The 22,999-nt window shown below is 42.9% G+C and carries 14 protein-coding genes, 2 tRNA genes, 3 rRNA genes and 1 riboswitch; of the genes, 5 read left to right on the top strand and 14 right to left on the bottom strand.

Features of this window, described 5'->3' with window-relative positions; genetic code table 11:
- Nucleotides 1-8: 8 nt before the first annotated feature.
- From PQ477_RS13330 to PQ477_RS13305, 6 genes are all read right to left on the bottom strand, one after another.
- Nucleotides 9-1,196 carry a cytochrome P450 family protein gene (locus PQ477_RS13330; RefSeq protein WP_274272152.1) on the bottom strand — a complete coding sequence of 396 codons (1,188 nt, stop codon included), beginning with the start codon at nucleotides 1,194-1,196 and terminating at the stop codon, nucleotides 9-11.
- 92 nt (nucleotides 1,197-1,288) lie between these two features.
- Nucleotides 1,289-3,163 (bottom strand): molecular chaperone HtpG, encoded by a 1,875-nt coding sequence (gene htpG, locus PQ477_RS13325; RefSeq protein WP_144558439.1) that lies wholly within the window; start codon nucleotides 3,161-3,163, stop codon nucleotides 1,289-1,291.
- Nucleotides 3,164-3,310: 147 nt separating this feature from the next.
- The gene (locus PQ477_RS13320; protein ID WP_144558438.1) at nucleotides 3,311-4,276 is read right to left on the bottom strand and encodes an alpha/beta hydrolase; all 966 of its coding nucleotides are present in this window, start codon (nucleotides 4,274-4,276) and stop codon (nucleotides 3,311-3,313) included.
- Between the two features lie 32 nt (nucleotides 4,277-4,308).
- On the bottom strand, nucleotides 4,309-5,820 hold the full coding sequence (locus PQ477_RS13315) for a bifunctional metallophosphatase/5'-nucleotidase (protein ID WP_274272151.1): 1,512 nt from the start codon (nucleotides 5,818-5,820) through the stop codon (nucleotides 4,309-4,311).
- Nucleotides 5,821-5,879: 59 nt separating this feature from the next.
- Nucleotides 5,880-6,941, bottom strand: a complete 1,062-nt coding sequence (locus PQ477_RS13310; protein WP_035393324.1) for a C45 family autoproteolytic acyltransferase/hydrolase — start codon at nucleotides 6,939-6,941, stop codon at nucleotides 5,880-5,882.
- Complete coding sequence (locus PQ477_RS13305; protein ID WP_274272150.1) at nucleotides 6,925-7,632, bottom strand: NAD(P)-binding domain-containing protein; 708 nt, start codon at nucleotides 7,630-7,632, stop codon at nucleotides 6,925-6,927. The genes PQ477_RS13310 and PQ477_RS13305 overlap by 17 nt, the downstream gene beginning before the upstream one ends.
- 120 nt (nucleotides 7,633-7,752) lie before the next feature.
- Between PQ477_RS13305 and pruA the strand changes: the two genes are divergently transcribed.
- A complete protein-coding gene (gene pruA / locus PQ477_RS13300; RefSeq protein ID WP_274272147.1) occupies nucleotides 7,753-9,303 on the top strand; it encodes an L-glutamate gamma-semialdehyde dehydrogenase in 1,551 nt (516 codons plus the stop codon).
- Nucleotides 9,304-9,373: 70 nt separating this feature from the next.
- Here pruA and PQ477_RS13295 read toward each other — a convergent pair whose 3' ends face one another.
- Complete coding sequence (locus PQ477_RS13295; protein ID WP_144558435.1) at nucleotides 9,374-10,906, bottom strand: sigma-54 interaction domain-containing protein; 1,533 nt, start codon at nucleotides 10,904-10,906, stop codon at nucleotides 9,374-9,376.
- Between the two features lie 165 nt (nucleotides 10,907-11,071).
- Here PQ477_RS13295 and PQ477_RS13290 point away from each other — a divergent pair, with 165 nt between their 5' ends.
- On the top strand, nucleotides 11,072-11,995 hold the full coding sequence (locus PQ477_RS13290; RefSeq protein ID WP_144558434.1) for a proline dehydrogenase family protein: 924 nt from the start codon (nucleotides 11,072-11,074) through the stop codon (nucleotides 11,993-11,995).
- 910 nt (nucleotides 11,996-12,905) lie between these two features.
- Here the strand turns inward: PQ477_RS13290 and rrf are convergent.
- From rrf to PQ477_RS13260, 6 genes are all read right to left on the bottom strand, one after another.
- Nucleotides 12,906-13,021 (bottom strand): 5S ribosomal RNA (gene rrf, locus PQ477_RS13285).
- A 210-nt stretch (nucleotides 13,022-13,231) separates the two neighbouring features.
- Nucleotides 13,232-16,168 (bottom strand): 23S ribosomal RNA (locus PQ477_RS13280).
- Between the two features lie 353 nt (nucleotides 16,169-16,521).
- Nucleotides 16,522-16,597: transfer RNA gene (locus tag PQ477_RS13275), tRNA-Ala, on the bottom strand.
- Nucleotides 16,598-16,609: 12 nt separating this feature from the next.
- A tRNA-Ile gene (locus PQ477_RS13270) sits at nucleotides 16,610-16,686 on the bottom strand.
- A gap of 99 nt (nucleotides 16,687-16,785) precedes the next feature.
- A 16S ribosomal RNA gene (locus tag PQ477_RS13265) occupies nucleotides 16,786-18,333 on the bottom strand.
- Together the 16S, 23S and 5S rRNA genes with 2 tRNA genes alongside form the textbook arrangement of a ribosomal RNA operon.
- 665 nt (nucleotides 18,334-18,998) lie before the next feature.
- On the bottom strand, nucleotides 18,999-20,303 hold the full coding sequence (locus PQ477_RS13260; protein WP_274272146.1) for an NCS2 family permease: 1,305 nt from the start codon (nucleotides 20,301-20,303) through the stop codon (nucleotides 18,999-19,001).
- A 76-nt stretch (nucleotides 20,304-20,379) separates the two neighbouring features.
- A riboswitch (purine riboswitch) is annotated at nucleotides 20,380-20,481 on the bottom strand.
- A 158-nt stretch (nucleotides 20,482-20,639) separates the two neighbouring features.
- Here PQ477_RS13260 and PQ477_RS13255 point away from each other — a divergent pair.
- From PQ477_RS13255 to PQ477_RS13245, 3 genes are all read left to right on the top strand, one after another.
- On the top strand, nucleotides 20,640-20,999 hold the full coding sequence (locus PQ477_RS13255) for a hypothetical protein (protein WP_035398462.1): 360 nt from the start codon (nucleotides 20,640-20,642) through the stop codon (nucleotides 20,997-20,999).
- Between the two features lie 29 nt (nucleotides 21,000-21,028).
- A complete protein-coding gene (locus tag PQ477_RS13250) occupies nucleotides 21,029-21,526 on the top strand; it encodes a phosphatidylglycerophosphatase A family protein (RefSeq protein WP_206698863.1) in 498 nt (165 codons plus the stop codon).
- A 138-nt stretch (nucleotides 21,527-21,664) separates the two neighbouring features.
- A complete protein-coding gene (locus PQ477_RS13245; protein ID WP_035398457.1) occupies nucleotides 21,665-21,952 on the top strand; it encodes a CotD family spore coat protein in 288 nt (95 codons plus the stop codon).
- Nucleotides 21,953-22,011: 59 nt separating this feature from the next.
- Here the strand turns inward: PQ477_RS13245 and guaC are convergent, their stop codons facing one another.
- Nucleotides 22,012-22,995 carry a GMP reductase gene (guaC, locus tag PQ477_RS13240; protein ID WP_060705671.1) on the bottom strand — a complete coding sequence of 328 codons (984 nt, stop codon included), beginning with the start codon at nucleotides 22,993-22,995 and terminating at the stop codon, nucleotides 22,012-22,014.
- Between the last annotated feature and the right edge of the window lie 4 nt (nucleotides 22,996-22,999).

Genomic DNA, 22,999 nt, shown 5'->3' with positions numbered 1-22,999 from the left:
CTCAAGCATTATTTCAGTTTCACTGGAAGTTCTTTTAAACCGCGAATGACGAAGCTTTGTCGCCACTCTAGGTTCGCCAGAGCTGTATTAATTTGAATCTCTGGAAAGGCGTTAAGCAATGTTTGTATCGCTATTTTCCCTTCTAATCGTGCGAGTGGCGCACCTAGGCAATAGTGAATTCCTTTTCCAAATGCAAGATGCGGACTTCTTTCACGAGTGATATCGAGTTTGTCTGGCCCTGAAAAAACCGTAGGATCATGATCTGCTGACGCTAGGGAAACGAGAACATGATCTCCTTTTTGGAGCTGTTTCCCCATAAATGTAAACGATTCTCTTGCATAGCGATCGGTACTAAATTCAACTGGACCATTAAACCGTAAAATTTCTTCAATCGCTCCATCAATTAAATTTGGTGATTCTTTTAATTTTTTTAACTGCTCGGGATGTGTGAACAAGGCGAGCATTCCATTCGCGATTAAATTAACAGTCGTTTCGTGTCCAGCAACGATCATGAGCATAATGGCTCCATATAACTCTTGAACCGATAGCTTATCCCCATCGTCTTCTGCACGGATCAATTCTGAAAGCAGATCGTCTTGAGGATGGATTCGCTTCTCGGCTAATAATTGTTCAATGTAAAGCTGAAATTCTTTTATATGCACTTCAACTTGCTCATAGAAGCTTGGATCATCGTTTATTTCAACCATACTGTTAGACCATCGTTGAAAATCTAAGCGATCTTCTGGAGGGACACCAAGTAGTTCACAGATAACAATAATGGGAATGGGGAATGCATAGTCAGCAATTAAATCAACCGTTCCCTTCCCCTTCATTTGTTCGACTTGTATCTTTGCAATTTCTTCAATTCGGCCTTGTAAGCGCTGAATCATTTTCGGTGTAAAACCACGCTGAACAAGACTTCGCAACCGTCGATGGTCTGGCGGATCAGCAAACAACATGCTATGAGTAATCGGCATCAATTCGTGTTCACTTACATCTGGAAAAACCGTTCTTGGATTTTTAACAAACCGTTCATCTTTTAAGACCGCATCGGCCGCTTCATATGTAAATGCAACCCATGAATCATGAATACCACTCACTAATTTCACCTTTGCGAACGCGTCATGAGGGCGGATCTCCTTGTAAAATTCGTATGGTTCTTGATGAAATTCTTTTTTATTCAACACAATTGACATACTCGTCACCCCTCTCTACATTTATTTCGAAACTGTTATCTACTTTTCCTGCCAAAAAAAGAGGATCACCTAAATGATCCTCCATCTATTCGTTATACCATTACTTTACACATGTCTTTTGTAAACTCAACTGGATCTTCTAGCGGTAACCCTTCAATTAACAGCGCTTGGCTATAAAGAAGATTCGTGTAGAGCGCAAACTTCTCTTCATCCTGTCCGTACGCCTGTTTTAACGAAGCAAATACATCATGATTGCCATTTAACTCTAATACTTTTTCAGCCTTCACGTGCTGATTATCTGGCATCGCTTGGAGAACTTTTTCCATTTCAATCGTAATGTCACCATCAGCCGCTAAGAAGACTGGATGCGTCTTAAGACGTTTTGATGTCCGTACGTCTTTTACTTTTCCAGCTAAGATGTCCTTCATCTTGCTAAACATCGCTGTATCTTCTTCGCTTGTTTCTTCTTCCGCTTTTTCATCGTCATCTATTTTCAAGTCAGCACTTGAAACCGAAATGAACTCTTTTCCGTCATATTCGCGGAGCATCTTAATCGCAAACTCATCCACATCTTCTGTAAGATAAAGAATCTCATATCCTTTATCTGCAACCATTTCCGTTTGTGGTAGTTTTGCAATTCTCTCAACAGAGTCACCCGTTGCATAGTAAATTTGGGTTTGATCTTCTTTCATACGAGACACATAGTCTGCTAACGAAACCAGCTTTTTCTCTGTAGAAGAATGAAATAGCAATAAGTCTTGAAGGTCATCTTTATTCGCACCAAAATCGTTGTAGACACCGAATTTTAATTGACGGCCAAATGCTTGATAGAACTTGTCGTACTTCTCTGGGTCTTTCTTTAGCATCGTTTTGAGCTGACTCTTAATTTTCGATTTAATATTTTTTGCAATTAACTGTAGCTGACGATCATGCTGCAGCATTTCACGAGAGATATTAAGGGATAAATCCTCTGAATCAACCATTCCTTTTACAAAACTAAAGTAATCTGGTACAAGTTCAGCGCTCTTTTCCATAATTAAGACGCCATTTGCGTATAACTCTAGACCCTTTTCAAATTCCTTCGAATAATAATCATAAGGCGTGTTTTCAGGGATAAATAAAATGGCATTATACCGAACGGCTCCATCAACCGCAACATGGATATGCTCCAACGGTTTATCAAAACCATAGCGCTTATCTTGATAAAATTGAACATAGTCTTCATCCGTTAGTTCACTTTTATTTTTGCGCCATATTGGAATCATGCTATTAAGCGTTTGTTCTTCTTCAAACTCTGTATACTCTTCTTCATTATCTTCTTTTGGCTTACTGACCGTCACATTCATTTTAATTGGATAGCGGATAAAGTCAGAGTATTTTTTAATGATTTGCTTGAGACGATATTCCTCTAAATACTCATCAAATGATTCTTCCTCACCATTCTCTTTTAAATAAAGTGTTATAGTTGTTCCGACTTCATCTTTTTCGGCTGGCTCAATTGTATAGCCGTCCGTACCGTCTGATTGCCATAAATAGGCTTGATCACTATCGACCGAACGACTTACGACAGCGACTTGGTCTGCCACCATAAATGCCGCATAAAAACCAACGCCGAATTGTCCAATAATGTCATGACCATCTTTAATTTCATTTTCTTTCTTAAAGGCGAGGGAGCCACTTTTGGCAATCGTCCCAAGGTTTGCTTCAAGCTCTTCTTTCGTCATACCAATCCCGGTATCACGAAGAGTTAACGTTCTTGCTTCTTTGTCTGCATGGACGTAAATCGCATACTTGTCCTGTTCAAACTGAAGATTTTCGTCTGTCAGTGAGCGGTAGTACATTTTATCAATCGCATCGCTGGCGTTTGATATTAGCTCACGAAGGAAAATTTCTTTTTGCGAGTAAATCGAATTGACCATCATCTCTAGCAAGCGTTTGGACTCTGCTTGAAATTGTTTCTTTTCCATTTTTGTACACCCCTTATCATCTAACACCATTTTAGCACTCGATCACTCCGAGTGCTAACTCATTTCTTATTGTACCGAATTCACGACATACGTCAATAGGTAGTGTCTACTTCAATCAAAAAAGGGTACGCAATCACGTTCAACTTGTTACTTTATATATCGATTCACAAAAGACCATATCTGTTTATAATAAACGGCTGGCTCTGTAAACTTTGCGCCAACATGGTCTGCACCATCTGCAATCCAAAGGTCTTTCTCCTTCGTAGCTGCAGCATCGTATAACTCTCTAGACATGTATGTGGGTACTAAATCATCTGCACTACCATGAATAAAAAGCAGCGGTGGTGTCTCGTTTTTCACTTGCACAAGGGCTGAAGCTTCTCCAAAGGTATAGCCAGCTGCTAGTTTCGTTAGTGCACTCCCCATCTGTAAGAGTGGGAAACTCGGGATTTGAAACAAGTTTTGCATCTGGTGCGACAATTCCTCATCTACTGCTGTATATGGACTGTCTGCAATAATGACCTTAACTTCCTTTGGTAAATCCACTTCACCAGCCACCATTAAAGCTGTTGAAGCACCCATAGATTCTCCATGAATCACGATTTGCTTTAGCCCTTTTTCATCAATTAATTTGTTTAACCAGTTTAGTTGATCCTGGCGCTCAAGCCAGCCAAAGCCTATATAATCGCCTTCACTTTCACCATGTGCTCGTGCATCCGGTAAAAAAAGATCAAAGCCCTCTTCTTCATACAGTTCTCCAGCTAGTCCCATTTCACTACTTCCGCCTCGATAGCCGTGGAGAAGCAAAGCCAGTTTCCCTGTTTGTTCTTCATTCGTTATATAGCGACCGTAAAGCGTTAATCCATCATACGTTTGTTGTTCGATTCGTTCCACCTCTTTTGTGGCTAGCCATTGTTCGCCACGCTTCATTAATTCAGCGATGTTCTCGAGCTCTTCTTTCGCTTCTTCCTCTCCCGCATAAAGATCGACATTGCTTGTACTCCTTGCAATTGCCATAGTAAATAAATAATAACTAGCCGCAACAAGTGTCCCACCAAGTACAACCGATACACCGCCAATACTCCAGAGCATCCTTTTCGTTTTTTTCTTCACGCTTGCTTCCCCCTGCTTATAAACCGTTTTTCTTAATCCCTTCTCTTCCCGCTTTCGTTCGTTTCTAGACCTACAATCCGATTATGAATCGTTGCAATAGGATTTTGCGTTTTCATATAATCCACAAAACCATCTTGAATAGGACCGTATTTGTGAATAAACCGACCAGGTTGAATTGGGTAACCATCGCCTCCACTATAAATAAAGTCACTTGTAGCAACCGTATACCACGATGATGGATTAAACGTACCACCATCTAGTTTTATTGCGTTAACAACTGGCGTACCTTCTTCCCACTTAACGGTTACCTTCATTCCACTTACATGTGGAAATTTCCCATTTTCTAACGGGTAACCACGAATACCGTGTTCAATCATATCTACTAACACTTGACCACTGACATCGACCGTTACAATTGAACTATTAAAAGGGAACGCAGACTGGAGATCTGCTTTCGTCACAGTGCCTTTTGGAATTGAAGAACGGATGGCTCCACCATTTAAAAGAGAAATATCTGCATTAGTCTTTTTACGAATGGCGTCTGTTAGAAATTGAGTAAGGTTCGTTTCGCCCACGCGAACATGTTGACGATCGCCTATTAAGGCAACGGGAGTAAATCCAACCACTCTCTTCCCATCCTTGTTTATACGCTCAGCTACAATGTGAAGCTTCTTTTTCGTAACGAGATGCTCCCTTGTTGTGGAAGACGGTTTGAGTAGCTGCGCCTTCTTAATAAGCTGATCATTGTCATACTCAATTGTCACAAGGCCAAGGGCTTGAAGATGCGCTCCTGTACTTGCAAGCAACGTGTTGTTTTCAGCGACATGACCAGTTGGTAACAACGTATGACTATGCCCATCAATAATGACGTCAATATCCGGAACCTTTTCTGCTAATTGTTTACTTGTTTCAGGACTCCCTTCCATACCAAGATGCACAACTGCAACAATAAGATCCACTTGCGCCTGCTTTAATTGATCAACAATGTTTGCCGCTTGCTCAAATGGATTTCTTAGTTCAATTTCCTTTACATTGTTTGGATTTGTTTTGGTTATCGCTTCTGTTGTTGTTAAGCCAAAAAGGCCAATTTTTTTAGTTGCGACGGTTTTTATTATGAATGGGGAAAAAGGCTGCTCCTTCCTTCCTTTATAAAATAGATTGCCATTTAAAAAGACAAACCTTGCTTGCTTACGTAAATGAAGAAGATGTCCAAAACCATAGTTAAAATCATGATTACCTGGTACAAAAGCGTCGTAATGCAAATCATTCATTAACGAAACTGCTACTTCTCCTTTAGAAGCTTGAACAAATGGTGTTCCATGAAAGGTATCTCCTGCATCAACGAGAAGGCAGTCTCCTTCACAGTTTGAATCGATCAATGTCTTCAATTTTGCAAATCCGAAGCCTTCCCCTTCCACCATCCTGCCATGAATATCATTTGTATGTAGGATGCGAACCATTTCCCCTTCCGCACCGTAGGCAGGATTTTCACCCATTAGAAAATACACTAAAAAAACGATTTGGATACTAAGTAAAAACTTCATTCCTTCCACCCTTTCTTTCTAAATTAGGATGTACAGAATGAAGTATTGTATCACACGTTTTACCGATACCAATCCGCAGGGTCATCCATATGTAAAAAAGGCACATTTGTATCAATCGTTCCTGTTATTCGATCCAACGCTATAGGCTCTCCATTTAACCACTTTTTAAAATCGATTACAGTCGGCTCTTGATCCGGTCCAAGAGTAAACCATGCCTGTAATGAAGAAGGAAAGTAAACCGATGTGTGGATCGTCCCTGCCCAACTATCGTATAAATCCGAGAATAAGCCTTTATTTGCAGAATTAAATAAGTGATACGCTTCCTTCGCTGACATAACCGTTTGTTGATTCTTTTTTAAGACATCCAGCCTCCTTGTTGAGTCAACGAGATGGTGACGGTTTTCAGAAACAAGTTCCTCAAAATGATTCGTGCACCGAATACTTGAACGGATGGCTACTTCCCTAGGTGTTGCCTCAATAATAACGGTTCGACCACTTTGATCATAGACAATATAGCTAAACGAATGGCGATGTGGGATTTTTTTTAGTAGCGTAACAGCTTGGTCGACAGTCTCACATGTCTCTAAAATAAACCGACCAATCATACAGCAAATGAATCCAGCACCAGGTTTCTTACGATTCATAAAATTGTAGCCCATTGCCAATCCCGCTTCGTTCATTCCATCCATTCGACCGCTTATACGCTGACTGGGAGCTGCAACCGCTAATCCACCATCTGTCGGTTTAAATAAGGTATACCGACCTTCATATGTTTTAGGATGGTAATCATAGTTGCGAATCAAATAATGATCACCTGTAGCAATGGAACACCCCGACTTTAAATAAGGTACTCTGTAGCCACCAAACTCTTTCAACACCTCTTCCATCGACCACTCAAGTGCTTGCTGCATTCCGAGAAGTTCTTGCCATATTTCAGCCGATATAGCGCTTATTTCCCGCTTCGCTTCGTGTACATCAATTGAAAAACGCTGCTTGCGCACATTCCATTGATTTGAACGATTTTTAATGATTAGTGACGCTTTGATTTCCATGCCTTGTTCATACCCAAATGTTTCATGATCGCCTTTAAACTGAACGATGTTGCTATAGATTTCTTTCATTCGTATCTTTCCTTCCCTGTAAATCAGCTACTATCTGTTTTGCAAAATGCCCTAAATCATTGTGTACATAGGCACTCATCACACCGGCGCATACATTGTCAATCAAGACTTCTTTTATAAAAGGAGAAAGATTTTCCCCTTCCACCTTTTGTTCTACTGTCACAGCAGCTAGAATGCCAATTTCTGTCGCAACTTGATTTAGCTTTTCAACTACTGCAGGATGTTCAAACACAACGGTTGCAAACGGAGAAAAAAGGGAGGAAATGTCTTCCTGCACGCTTTTGCTCGTCGCATCTGCAAAAATAGCAGCCTGTTTTCCAGCCTCAATCGATATCGCATGACCAATAATTTTCGCTTCTACGAAATGCAACTTACTGTAAGCTTGTTTAAGTTCCTTATCAACCCATGCTTTTGTTGAGCAATTAATAATAATGGTGTTAGGGCTAGCGTAGTGCGCAATGCGATTCAGCACAGACGTTGTTGCATCTTGAGGCACGCAACACAAAATAAGATTCATTGTGTTTAAACAACGAAAGTCTGTTGAATAGGCTACTTTCAAGTAAGCGGCTAATTCCTTACCTTGTTTAGAGCCTCTATTTAAAAGGGTTAACTGAAAATAGGAATGAATCTGTGTTGCGATCGCTTTTCCCATTCGACCTGTTCCAATGATAGCTACTCGCTGCTTTTCCATTGCTAAACCTCCTACTCTTAAGAAAAGTATACCTTTTTTTCACGATTTCCTACAATCTCAAAAGACTTGGCACGCTTCTTGCATTAGAATTACTGAAACTGATTATTGAGGAGGATTACGATGTTATTACCTTACACACATGAACCATTCACTGATTTTACAATTGAAGAAAATAAGAAAGACCTATTAGATGCGATTAAACAAGTCGAAGCTCAGCTTGGTGGTCACTACCCACTTGTTATTAATGGTGAGCGTGTTGATACTACCGACAAATTAACGTCTTATAACCCTTCCAATAAAGCTGAAATTATTGGAACAACTGGAAAAGCGACTAAAGAACATGCAGAGCAAGCAATTGAAGCTGCAAGTGTTGCATTTGAATCTTGGAGAAAAGTAACGCCACAAGAGCGCGCCAACATCCTAGTTCGTGCTGCAGCCATTGTTCGCCGCCGTAAGCATGAATTTACTGCTATGCTTGTAAAAGAAGGTGGTAAACCTTGGAAAGAAGCTGATGGAGATACGGCAGAAGGTATTGATTTTCTTGAATACTATGCGCGTCAAATGATTGAACTTGCAAACGGCAAACCAGTTAATAGCCGCGTTGGAGAACAAAATAACTACATCTACACGCCAACAGGGGTGACGGTTGTCATTTCACCTTGGAATTTCGCTTTTGCCATTATGGCAGGTACAACGGTAGCACCGCTCGTTACAGGAAATACGGTACTCTTAAAACCGGCAAGTACAACACCTGTTATTGCGGCTAAATTTGTTGAGGTTCTTGAAGATGCCGGTGTTCCTAAAGGCGTCATTAATTTTGTTCCTGGTAGCGGTAGCGAAATTGGTGATTACCTAATTGAACATCCGAAAACAGCTCTTATTTCCTTTACTGGCTCACGCGATGTAGGTGTTCGTCTTTATGAGAAAGCAGCAATCGTTCAAAAAGAGCAAAATCATCTAAAACGTGTAATCGTAGAGATGGGCGGTAAAGATACTGTTGTTGTTGACAGTGAAGCAGATATTGAGACAGCTGTAGACGCTATTGTCGTTTCTGCTTTCGGCTTCTCAGGCCAAAAGTGTTCAGCAGGTTCTCGTGCAGTTATTCATGAAGATGTTTATGATGAAGTTGTTGAAAAAGTCGTAGCACGCACAAAAGAATTAACTGTTGGAAACCCTGCAGAACCAACAAATCTTTATATGGGACCAGTTATTGATCAAGCTGCTTTTGATAAGATTACTAGTTATATTGAAATAGGCAAAGAAGAAGGAAAGCTTGCAGCAGGTGGACAAAGCGATGATTCAACAGGCTACTTTATTCACCCAACTGTGTTCGTTGACGTTGATCCTAAAGCGCGAATCATGCAAGAAGAGATCTTTGGTCCTGTTCTCGCAATTAGTAAAGCGACGAGCTATGATGAGGCGTTAGAAATTGCCAATAATACGGAATATGGGTTGACTGGAGCCGTTATTACAAATAACCGCGAAAAAATTGAGCAAGCCAAATATGATTTCCACGTTGGAAACCTTTATTTCAACCGTAACTGTACAGGTGCCATTGTTGGTTATCACCCATTTGGTGGTTTTAAAATGTCCGGTACCGATTCAAAAGCAGGCGGCCCAGATTATTTAGTCCTTCATATGCAAGCAAAAACAATCTCGGAAATGTACTAAAATGAAAAAGACACGCTCCGAAGCGTGTCTTTTTTTGTCTATACAAAACTGTCTAACTAGACAATTCGTTTTACAGATTATAGTGCTTTAGCTTATTGTATAAGGTCGCTCTAGAAACACCAAGCAATTTTGCAGCAGCCGATTTGTTGCCGAACGTTTTTTCCAAAGCGGCTAGTATCTCGCTTCGTTCATCGTTTCTTGAATAATTTGCAGAGGAGACATGATTCATCTGCTTTTGAAAAGATTCGGGTAAGTGATACCAATGCACACGGTCCTCTGTATCATTTGTTAAAATGATCACCCGCTCAACTAGATTACGTAATTGACGAATATTCCCTTCCCAACGATGATTCATAAGCATATACATGACTTCTGGATCAAACGTTGGGACAACTTTATCATAGCGAATGGCAAACTCGTGAGCGAATCGTTGCATTAACTCCGGTAAATCATCGAGTCGTTCACGTAAAGGTGGCACGTGAATTTGAATCACATGCAGGCGATAATAAAGATCTTCTCGGAAGGTTCCTTCTTGAATCATTTCATCTAGATTTCGATTCGTTGCAGCAATTATACGAACATCAAGAGGAATTGGCTTATGATCGCCTACACGATAAAATACCCGTTCCTGTAAAACGCGCAAAAGTTTCACCTGTAATTCGAGGGGCATCTCTGCTACTTCATCTAAAAAAAGAGTCCCCCCTTTTGCAACATCTAGCTTTCCTTTCTTTCCGCCTTTAACGGCCCCTGTAAAAGCTCCCGGAACGTAGCCGAATAGTTCACTTTCAAACAGCGCTGATGGGATCGCGCCACAGTTAATCGCTACAAATGGCTCTTTATCCCGCTTACTAGCATGATGTACTCCCTCTGCAAATAGTTCTTTTCCTACACCACTTTCTCCAGTTAACAATAGATTAGCTTCTGTTTTAGCCACTTTACGTGCCATATCGATCGCTTGAGTTATTGGTTTACTCCTACCAATGATCTTTTGAAAAGGTTCGTCAGCTACTTGCCCGTTTAAATCATGTAAGCTCGCTGTTGTCGATGATAGTTTTTCGTTTAACTTAACAACATCGGTTATGTCTCGTTCTATTGAAATGCCACCAATACACTCTACACCTAAGAATACCGGGACTGTATTCACAATAACGTGTAAACCTTGTTTTGGCTGATTATATTGATTCATAACCGGCTGCTTATCTCGAAGAACTGACCACAGTACGAGAGCATCTTCTTCAAAAAACTGTTGTAACGGTTTCTTTTTAACGTTTTCATTATTTAAATGATAAAGTTCTTCAGATCGATGGTTAATCGCTAATATCTCACTTTCATGATTCACAATTGTAACTGCGTCATTCATTGCCGTCACTAACGTTTCGTGAAAAGAATGATACCGCTTTAATTCATAAAGAAGAAGTGAGGGGATGAGTTCTTTTTTCACTCTGCCTACAACATCGTTTAATTCATTTACTGTATAGATCGTCGTTATTTGATCGCTAAAAGCAGGTAAATTCATGAGTAACGTTGACTCTGGTAATGTCCAGCTGTCTTCTTCAGTTTTACCAGTGTACGGTTCTGCTACATCTTTTAATGAGGTTTGCAAAGGCGACCCTCCTTATTCATTATACACATTAGACACATTTGTCACTTAATGTCTATATTTTAGACGATTTACCGAAAAAACACTACTGTTAACACTTTTTAAGTTGGCACACTTTTTGCATTAAGAAGTGTATAGCGTTTACATCATTTGTAGGAGGAATGAATTATGGTCCTAGAACAACCACTTCGTTCAGTATTTATGCAGCTAGCTAAAAATAAATCGTTAAATAAGGCCGCAAAAAAATGGGGACTGAAGTTTGGCGCTTCTCAAGTTGTAGCAGGAGCTACCTTAGAGGATGCCATTAAAAATGTTCAATTATTAAATGAAAAAGGAGTCGCCTGTACCCTTGATCATTTAGGAGAATTTGTCACAGAAAGAGAAGAAGCCATTGAATCTACCGAGGCTTGTTTAGCCGTTTTACGTGCAATCCACGAAACGAACGTTGAGTGCAATTTATCATTAAAGATGACACAACTTGGACTAGATATCGATGAAAGCTTTTGTTTATATAATATGAAACGAATTTGCGAAGTCGCCCAAGCATTTAATATTTTTATTCGTATTGATATGGAAGACTACTCACATTGTGAGCAAACGTTGCGTATTTTGTCCATTCTACGAAATGAACATCAGTTTGACAACGTTGGAACCGTGATTCAAGCCTACCTCCATCGTGCAGAAGACGATGTAAAGAGCCTAAAAGGGGTTCCACTCCGTCTGGTAAAAGGGGCTTACAAAGAATCAGAGACTGTTGCCTATCAAGATAAGGCGACAATCGATAAAAATTATCTGAACATTATTAAGATCCATTTAAACAACGGAAGCTACACGGCCATAGCTTCTCATGATCATACGATTATTGAGAAGGTAAAAGCATTCGCTATCGAACAGAACATTTCAAAGGAACAATTCGAATTTCAAATGCTGTATGGCTTTAGAGAGCAACTTCAAAAGGAATTGATTGATGAAGGGTATAAAGTCCGTTCTTACGTACCGTTCGGCACAGATTGGTTCGGGTATTTCATGAGGCGCTTAGCAGAAAGACCACAAAATATTGCATTTGCCGTTAGAGGTTTTTTCGGAAAATAAATCGTCACTAATCTAAAACACCTTCTACTCAAGGAGGTGTTTTACGTTTGATTTTGTACAGTATATACCTTTATACGCAATAGCCTGGCAACATCCCTTGGCTTCAGGGTGGTTTTCTTCGAGGACGTTCCTCTTGTTAATTGATCCACGATGCTTCCCATGAAGCTTTTACGAAAACAACCCTTTCGTCTCACTGGGGGGTGCACGCTGCTTTCCTCCGATGTTTTTTCTTGTTTTTCTTTTTTATCGTGCTCGTATTTTACGGCGATTTTCTTTGTTTGACTCGCTTCTGTCGAAGCGTAGCTCTTCCACGCCTTTCTTTCTATGCAAAAAAAAGACACCTTTTCAGGTGTCTTTCTCATTGCCTGGCAACGTCCCTTGGCTTCAGGGTGGTTTTCTTCGAGGACGTTCCTCTTGTTAATTGATCCACGATGCTTTTACGAAAACAACCCTTTCGTCTCACTGGGGCGTGCACGCTGCTTTCCTCCGATGTTTTTTCTTGTTTTTCTTTTTTATCATGCTTGCATTTTAAATTTGTTTCTTTGTTTGGCTCGCTTCTGTCGAAGCGCAGCTCTTTTGCGCCTTTCTTTATACACAAAAAAAGACACCTTTTCAGGTGTCTTTCTCATTGCCTGGCAATGTCCCTTAGCTCCAGGGTGGTTTTCTTCGAGGACGTTCCTCTCGTTGATTGATCCACGATGCTTCCCATGAAACTTTTACGAAAACAACCCTTTCGTCTCACCGGGGGATGCACGCTGCTTCCCTCCGATGTTTTTTCTTGTTTTTCTTTTTTATCGTGCTCGTATTTTACGGCCGTTTTCTTTGTTTAACTCGCTTCTGTCGAAGCGCAGCTCTTTTGCGTCTTTCTTTATACACAAAAAAAGACACCTTTTCAGGTGTCTTTCTGATTGCCTGGCAACGTCCTACTCTCACAGGGGGAAGCCCCCAACTACCATCGGCGCAAAAGAGCTTAACGACCGTGTTCGGCATGGGAACGGGTGTGACCTCTTTGCTATTGCCACCAGACTTATTTTGACGTCAGATCAACGGCGAATCTCTTCGTCCTATTTGTGTCTTTCTGTCAGTCACGTACGCAAGTACGCTCCTTCCTTCAAGCACTTCTAGTCCTCGATCTTCTTGTTGCTCTTTGTCAAAGGAATGAAATCCTTCTTGTTAAAAAGAATCGGTGATTCTTTCAAAACTAAATCAAATCATCATACTCAAACTCAAGAAATTTAGGATAAGCCCTCGACCGATTAGTATCAGTCCGCTCCATGTGTCGCCACACTTCCACTTCTGACCTATCAACCTCATCATCTCTAAGGGGTCTTACTGGCTTACGCCATGGGAAATCTCATCTTGAGGGGGGCTTCATGCTTAGATGCTTTCAGCACTTATCCCGTCCATACGTAGCTACCCAGCGATGCTCCTGGCGGAACAACTGGTACACCAGCGGTATGTCCATCCCGGTCCTCTCGTACTAAGGACAGCTCCTCTCAAATTTCCTACGCCCGCGACGGATAGGGACCGAACTGTCTCACGACGTTCTGAACCCAGCTCGCGTGCCGCTTTAATGGGCGAACAGCCCAACCCTTGGGACCTACTTCAGCCCCAGGATGCGACGAGCCGACATCGAGGTGCCAAACCTCCCCGTCGATGTGGACTCTTGGGGGAGATAAGCCTGTTATCCCCAGGGTAGCTTTTATCCGTTGAGCGACGGCCCTTCCATACGGCACCGCCGGATCACTAAGCCCGACTTTCGTCCCTGCTCGACTTGTAGGTCTCGCAGTCAAGCTCCCTTATGCCTTTGCACTCTACGAATGATTTCCAACCATTCTGAGGGAACCTTTGGGCGCCTCCGTTACTGTTTAGGAGGCGACCGCCCCAGTCAAACTGCCCACCTGACAATGTCCCTGACCCGGATCACGGGTCGAGGTTAGAATGTCAGCACCATCAGGGTAGTATCCCACCGACGCCTCCACCGAAGCTAGCGCTCCGGCTTCCAAGGCTCCTACCTATCCTGTACAAATGGTACCAACACTCACTATCAAGCTACAGTAAAGCTCCATGGGGTCTTTCCGTCCTGTCGCGGGTAACCTGCATCTTCACAGGTACTATAATTTCACCGGGTCTCTCGTTGAGACAGTATCCAAGTCGTTGCACCATTCGTGCGGGTCGGAACTTACCCGACAAGGAATTTCGCTACCTTAGGACCGTTATAGTTACGGCCGCCGTTTACTGGGGCTTCAATTCAGAGCTTCTCCCTTACGGGATAACCCCTCCTCTTAACCTTCCAGCACCGGGCAGGTGTCAGCCCCTATACTTCGCCTTACGGCTTCGCAGAGACCTGTGTTTTTGCTAAACAGTCGCTTGGATCTATTCACTGCGGCTCTCTCGGGCTTTAACACCCTAATAGAGCACCCCTTCTCCCGAAGTTACGGGGTCATTTTGCCGAGTTCCTTAACGAGAGTTCTCCCGAGCGTCTTAGAATTCTCTTCTCGCCTACCTGTGTCGGTTTGCGGTACGGGCACCTGTATTCTAACTAGAGGCTTTTCTCGGCAGCGGAGGATCAGGGATTTCGGACCCTTGGGTCCTTCACGGTCACAGCTCAGCCTTCACGGAACACGGATTTGCCTATGTTCCAGCCTTGCATGCTTCGACGCGCACAGCCAGCGGCGCGCTCACCCTACCTTTCTGCGTCCCCCCATCGTTCAAACAAATACGAGGTGGTACAGGAATATCAACCTGTTGTCCATCGCCTACGCCTTTCGGCCTCGGCTTAGGTCCCGACTAACCCTGAGCGGACGAGCCTTCCTCAGGAAACCTTGGGCTTTCGACGGAGGGGATTCTCACCCCTCTTTTCGCTACTCATACCGGCATTCTCACTTCCAAGCACTCCACTAGTCCTCACGATCTAGCTTCACAGTCCTTGGAACGCTCCCCTACCCAATCCCTACTGGGATTGCCATAGCTTCGGTGATACGTTTAGCCCCGGTACATTTTCGGCGCAGAGTCACTCGACCAGTGAGCTATTACGCACTCTTTCAATGATGGCTGCTTCTAAGCCAACATCCTGGTTGTCTAAGCAACTCCACATCCTTTTCCACTTAACGTATACTTGGGGACCTTAGCTGATGGTCTGGGCTGTTTCCCTCTTGACTACGGATCTTAGCACTCGCAGTCTGACTCCCGAGTTAAAGTTTTTGGCATTCGGAGTTTGACTGAATTCGGTAATCCTGTGGGGACCCCTCGTCCAATCAGTGCTCTACCTCCAAAACTCATCACTCGAGGCTAGCCCTAAAGCTATTTCGGGGAGAACCAGCTATTTCCGAGTTCGATTGGCATTTCACCCCTACCCACACCTCATCCCCGCATTTTTCAACATGCGTGGGTTCGGGCCTCCAGTCGGTGTTACCCGACCTTCACCCTGGACATGGGTAGATCACCCGGTTTCGGGTCTACGACAACGTACTTACTCGCCCTATTCAGACTCGCTTTCGCTACGGCTCCGCCTCATCAGCTTAACCTTGCACGTTATCGTAACTCGCCGGTTCATTCTACAAAAGGCACGCCATCACCCATTAACGGGCTCTGACTAGTTGTAGGCACACGGTTTCAGGATCTCTTTCACTCCCCTTCCGGGGTGCTTTTCACCTTTCCCTCACGGTACTGGTTCACTATCGGTCACTAGGGAGTATTTAGCCTTGGGAGATGGTCCTCCCGGATTCCGACGGGGTTTCACGTGTCCCGCCGTACTCAGGATCCACTCTGGAGGAAACGAAGTTTCAGCTACAGGGCTGTTACCTTCTTCGGCTTGTCTTTCCAGACAATTCACCTACTCCGTTTCTTTGTAACTCCGTATAGAGTGTCCTACAACCCCAAGAGGCAAGCCTCTTGGTTTGGGCTGATTCCGTTTCGCTCGCCGCTACTCAGGAAATCGCATTTGCTTTCTCTTCCTCCGGGTACTTAGATGTTTCAGTTCCCCGGGTCTGCCTCACCCTGCCCTATGTGTTCAGGCAGGAGTACCATCCCATTACGGATGGTGGGTTCCCCCATTCGGAAATCTCCGGATCAAAGCTTACTTACAGCTCCCCGAAGCATATCGCTGTTCGTCGCGTCCTTCATCGGCTCCTAGTGCCAAGGCATTCACCGTGCGCCCTTTCTAACTTATCCATTTTTACTTCAGATTCCCTTCGTATCTCTTCGTCTGGTTCCTGTCTTTCTGTCAGTTACGTAGCGAACTACGCTCCTTCCATCAAGCATTTCCCATCCTTGATCTACTTGGGTCTCTTTGTAAAACAGTTAACCTAAAAGGTTTATGAATTCTTGACGTCTCGTTCAAACAGTTGTAACACCGATGAACAAAACTAATTTGAGTTGATTGATTATGATTTAGTTTTCAAAGAACCATGCCTACAGGATGTAGGTACCAAACGCTCTTAGAGCGGTATCTACTACCTTCGCATTCTTGATCAGAAGATACATTCTTCCGGAACAAAATAAATCCCTTAAAAAGGGTATCGAATTGGTGGAGCCTAGCGGGATCGAACCGCTGACCTCCTGCGTGCAAAGCAGGCGCTCTCCCAGCTGAGCTAAGGCCCCGTTTTATTAAAATGGTGGGCCTGAGTGGACTCGAACCACCGACCTCACGCTTATCAGGCGTGCGCTCTAACCAGCTGAGCTACAGGCCCATTTTAATAAGAAAGAATGAGTTCTTTCAAAACTGAACAAAAGATCCAAAGCGCTATATGACCCGAGGTCATACATCGACTAGAGTAAAAACTCCATAGAAAGGAGGTGATCCAGCCGCACCTTCCGATACGGCTACCTTGTTACGACTTCACCCCAATCATTTGTCCCACCTTAGGCGGCTGGCTCCAAAAGGTTACCTCACCGACTTCGGGTGTTACAAACTCTCGTGGTGTGACGGGCGGTGTGTACAAGACCCGGGAACGTATTCACCGCGGCATGCTGATCCGCGATTACTAGCAATTCCGGCTTCATGTAGGCGAGTTGCAGCCTACAATCCGAACTGAGAATGGCTTTATGGGATTGGCTCCACCTCGCGGTTTCGCTGCCCTTTGTACCATCCATTGTAGCACGTGTGTAGCCCAGGTCATAAGGGGCATGATGATTTGACGTCGTCCCCACCTTCCTCCGGTTTGTCACCGGCAGTCACCTTAGAGTGCCCAACTAAATGCTGGCAACTAAGATCAAGGGTTGCGCTCGTTGCGGGACTTAACCCAACATCTCACGACACGAGCTGACGACAACCATGCACCACCTGTCACTTTGCCCCCGAAGGGGAAGCTCTGTCTCCAGAGTGGTCAAAGGATGTCAAGACCTGGTAAGGTTCTTCGCGTTGCTTCGAATTAAACCACATGCTCCACTGCTTGTGCGGGTCCCCGTCAATTCCTTTGAGTTTCAGCCTTGCGGCCGTACTCCCCAGGCGGAGTGCTTAATGTGTTTACTTCGGCACTACGGGCATCGAAACCCCTAACACCTAGCACTCATCGTTTACGGCGTGGACTACCAGGGTATCTAATCCTGTTTGCTCCCCACGCTTTCGCGCCTCAGCGTCAGTTACAGACCAGAGAGTCGCCTTCGCCACTGGTGTTCCTCCACATATCTACGCATTTCACCGCTACACGTGGAATTCCACTCTCCTCTTCTGCACTCAAGCTTCCCAGTTTCCAATGGCCGCTCGGGGTTGAGCCCCGAGATTTCACATCAGACTTAAGAAGCCGCCTGCGCGCGCTTTACGCCCAATAATTCCGGACAACGCTTGCCACCTACGTATTACCGCGGCTGCTGGCACGTAGTTAGCCGTGGCTTTCTGGTGAGGTACCGTCAAGGTACCGGTAGTTACGCCGGTACTTGTTCTTCCCTCACAACAGAGCTTTACGACCCGAAGGCCTTCCTCACTCACGCGGCGTTGCTCCGTCAGACTTTCGTCCATTGCGGAAGATTCCCTACTGCTGCCTCCCGTAGGAGTCTGGGCCGTGTCTCAGTCCCAGTGTGGCCGATCACCCTCTCAGGTCGGCTACGCATCGTCGCCTTGGTAAGCCGTTACCTTACCAACTAGCTAATGCGCCGCAGGCCCATCCCTTAGTGACAGCCGAAACCGTCTTTCAAAAGAGAATCAGGTGATTCTCTCTATTATCCCGTATTAGCTCCGGTTTCCCGGAGTTATCCCAGTCTAAGGGGCAGGTTACCTACGTGTTACTCACCCGTCCGCCGCTGACTTCCGGGAGCAAGCTCCCTTCTGTCCGCTCGACTTGCATGTATTAGGCACGCCGCCAGCGTTCGTCCTGAGCCAGGATCAAACTCTCCGTTAAAAGTGTTTACTTACACACGGATGTGTTGACTTCGACGTTGCAACATGGACGTTGCGATCTTAGTCGAAGATCCTAAGCTGTTGCACATTTTAAAGCTGTGTCTAACTTCATTGACGAGATACCTTGTATCTCTTTTTACGCTTGGCTTTTGTTCAGTTTTCAAAGAACTCGTTTGCGCCATCTGTTGGCGACTTAGATATAATAACAAGATTCAACATCTATCGTCAATACTATTTTACAAAAAAATATTAAAAGTTTTTTTGAAATTGTTTTACATTAAAAATAGAGTACTTTTACCAACCTCTGATTCATTCAAATAACAGCAAACGTACGTGGTTCACAATTTCCTCATCTCCATATACCTATCAACAATAAATGAACGTTCTTATTTATTTAGCTAAACCTTTAACATGAAATAAACCCTATCGCTCTCTTTACTTGCCATCTTTTCTTTTTAGCGAATCTTTAAAACTCTACATGATAAGGTTAGAGTAATATGTAACTCCTTGAAGTCATTCATCCTAGTCAGGAAATAAAGTCTCAAAGATAACTTATTCCTAGGTATGTAGCATTCACAATTTGTTCCTCGTATAGACGCCTACACACCCTTTGGAAGAGCAAAAACGGCCAGCCCTAGCGGCCAGCCGTTTCTACTACTCATTCTATTAATGTGGTAAGAAAAATAGGAAAAGAACAAAAGCTACAAACAACAAGTACATTAACGGATGTAATTCTTTTCCTCGTCCCTTTACAACCATTGTTAATGGGTAAAGAACGAAGCCAAGTGCAATACCAGTTGCAATACTATATGTTAACGGCATCGTTACAACAGTAAAGAACACGGGAACAGCAATTTCCATTTTAGTCCAATCAATGTGACGCAATGATGTAGCCATCATCACACCAACTACAATTAAAGCAGGTGCCGTCACTTCTCCAGTTATAACGGATAAAAGTGGCGAGAAGAATAATGCGACTAAGAAAAACAATCCCGTAAAAATAGCGGTAAGTCCTGTCCGACCACCAACAGCAACACCTGATGTAGATTCAACATAAGCCGTCGTTGTCGATGTTCCGAAGATCGCTCCAACTGTTGTGGCACTAGCATCTGCAAATAACGCTCTTCCAGCTCGCGGTAAACGGTTATCTTTTACAAAACCTGCCTGTGTCGCTACTGCAAACAATGTTCCTGCTGTATCAAAGAATACAATGAATAAGAATGTTAAAACGACAATCAGCATTTGTAGCGTAAAGATTTCTTCTGTCCAGCTTACAGGTTGAAATGCAGCCCCGAAGGTGGTTAAGCTTGGTGGCATGGAAATAATTCCACCATCCAAACTGTTCATTCCAGTAATAATTCCTACTAATGCAGTTAAAGCAAGACCGTAAAAGACAGCGCCTTTTATATTCATCACAACAAGAATAATCGTCACGACAATCCCGAAAATCGCAAGTAATGTTCCAGGTGTTTGAAGATTTCCCATTGTAACAAGCGTTGCTTCATCTCCAACAACAATTCCAGCGTTCTTTAAACCAATAAACGCAATAAATAATCCAATCCCCGCCCCAGCAGCATACTTAAGTTCCTCTGGAATGGCATTGATAATTTTTTCTCTAAGTTTAAAAATCGTAATAAAAATAAAGATAACACCAGAAGCAAATACAGCAAATAATGCTGCTTGCCAAGACATACCATAATTGATAACGACTGTGTATGCAAAGAAGGCGTTTAAGCCCATTCCTGGTGCCAGTGCAATTGGGTAATTAGCTATTAAGCCCATGATGATCGAACCGACCATTGCTGCTAATGCAGTGGCCACGAAGACAGCGCCCTGATCCATTCCAGCTGCACCTAATATATCTGGATTTACGAACAAAATATAAGCCATTGCAAGAAACGTTGTTAGCCCTGCTATTGCTTCTTGTCGTATTGATGTTTTGTTTGCACTTAATTGAAAGAATCGATCCATTCTTTTCTTTTCCCCCTAAAATAAAATAACCCTAGGATGTTCTACCTAGAGTTGACGTGACAAGGTTGTTTTATGCAAACAATGCCTCTCACATCGTAGTCAAGCTATTTACGGTAGCTCGGTAGAAACGTGCAGACCTTATCTCTGCGTATATACGACTGAAATGCTTATGTGATTTAGTACGAAATTTAGTGTAGCAAGAGGCTCCGGACTTGTCAACAAAAAATACGAACAATATCAAGTTAATAAGCGATAACATTCGTCATTAACCTATTGATTTCCATTTTTCAGGTTTTCTTGTATACTTGGCGTACGATAAACGTATGGAGGAGCTTCATGTACGTCTGCAAAGCAACATGTAAAACGACTTTATATATTCATGTTGGCAAACAAGATATGAATATAGAAGAAACAAAGCAGTTATTTGAATCCCAATACAAAAAAACCATTACCAATACAGTAAGAATTCTTCACCTCGAAAACTATAAATATTGGCGAAATCAATATGATGAAGTGGCTGCAACCGCAACTATAGAAATACTCGTGCCGGACTTAAAAACAACCCGCTATCTAGAGGATTATGAGTCCATGGCATGTCGAACTGTTAGACGAATACTTCCGACTAAAGGTTCAGGGATTCAAATTATTTCTAGTGAATGGTTATGGCCAAGTCGAAAAAAAGGGTATAGTAACTAAATAGTAGATAAAAAAAGGGGGTACTTACGTTGATTCACAACATTACAATTGAATTAGCGATAGAAAATCTAGAAGATCGCGGTGTCACCATTGAAGACATTATGGACCTAGTCTATGATCTTCAAACACCTTATGTTCCAAACTTAACGAAGGAAATGTGCCGCAATCATGTGATGAAAGTGCTTGCGAAGCGTGAAGTACAAAATGCATTATTAACAGGAATTGAGTTGGATCGTTTAGCCGAACAAAAAAAGCTGTCATCTCCTATACAAGAAATTATTGAATCGGATGAAGGACTTTATGGAATTGATGAAATTATCGCTCTTTCCATCGTCAATGTGTACGGATCGATCGGCTTAACAAACTTTGGTTATGTGGACAAAATCAAACCAGGTATATTGGCAAAATTAAACGATCATAATCAAGAAAAATGCCATACCTTTCTTGACGACATTGTCGGCGCTATTGCAGCGGCTGCGTCAAGTCGCCTTGCTCATTCCGAAGAAGGCGCCGGTGTGCGTGATTAATAACAGCTAAAAGCAGCGGAAACCAATCCACTGCTTTTTTTATGCGCCTGTTTCTTTTTTTGCTAGACACCTAACCAATCCAATCCCGGAAATCATACATAGTCTATCAGTATTACTTGCTGCAAGGAGGTAAATAAAATGGGTCATCGATGCTCGAAATGCGGCAACATGCAAAATGTCCACATATCGGAAACCGATCCTATTATCCACTCTCCGAAAAGAAGAATTGTGGAAGAAGTTGAAGTCGTAATTGTGCCCGAAGTACATCCAATCGAAACCATCGTCAAACGCAAAAAAATTTTCCGACATGTTCATCACTATCCAGAAAAAATCATTGTAGAAGAAGAACAACATACAGAGAATGTACCGTGTAGTCAAAATCACCAAAATCGTCCTCCAAGACGAGGCTGGGGCTGGTTTCTTTAATATAGGAAGAAAAGCCTGTAAAGAATGAATCTTTACAGGCTTGCTTTTCTAATTACGCTTTAATAAACTTTATCGCCATTAAAAATGGAGTTTTTCACAACTACATAATCAACGTTTCGAATGGATTCAAGCTTCGTGCCTCCGGCGTAGGAAATGGAGGATTGAAGATCTTGTTGCATTTCATCTAATGTGTCCTTTAAAGAGCCTTTATGCTCTACGAACATTTTTTTGCCCTCAACGTTTTTCTTTTCGCCTTTTTGGAACTCAGATGCAGAGCCAAAATATTCTTTTACACGTTTCCCGTCTATCTCCGTTGTCTCACCCGGCGATTCTTCGTGACCTGCAAATAGCGACCCGATCATCACCATGGATGCGCCAAATCGAACCGATTTTGCAATGTCACCATTTGTACGAATACCGCCATCAGCGATAATTGGCTTGCTAGCAGCTTTTGCACACCAGCGTAATGCGGCTAATTGCCAGCCACCTGTACCGAATCCTGTTTTAATTTTTGTAATACAGACTTTTCCCGGTCCAATACCAACTTTTGTTGCATCTGCGCCTGCGTTCTCTAACTCACGTACTGCTTCAGGCGTACCAACATTCCCAGCGATGACGAAGCTAGTCGGTAAGTACTTTTTTATATGTTGAATCATTTGAATGACAGCATTTGAATGACCATGTGCAATATCAATTGTAATGTACTCTGGTATAACTTGATCGGCAGCTAGTTGTTCAACGAATCCATATTCTTCCTCTTTTACTCCTACACTAATCGATGCATATAGTCCTCGTTCTTGCATCTCTTTTACAAAGTTATACCGTTTCTCTGGCTGGAAACGATGCATGACATAAAAATAATCGTTTTCAGCTAAATAAAGTGCAATGTTCTCATCTATAATGGTTTGCATGTTTGCTGGCACAACAGGTAACTTAAATGTTCGACCACCTAATTCTACACTTGTGTCACATTCTGATCGACTATTCACCACACATTTAGCGGGAATTAATTGAATATCTTCGTAATCAAATACATTTTCCATCTAT

The organism is Shouchella hunanensis, assembly GCF_028735875.1.
Lineage (GTDB): Bacteria > Bacillota > Bacilli > Bacillales > Bacillaceae_D > Shouchella > Shouchella hunanensis.
Note: the sequence above shows the minus strand (reverse complement) of the source record. Positions and strands in the feature narration are given on the sequence as shown.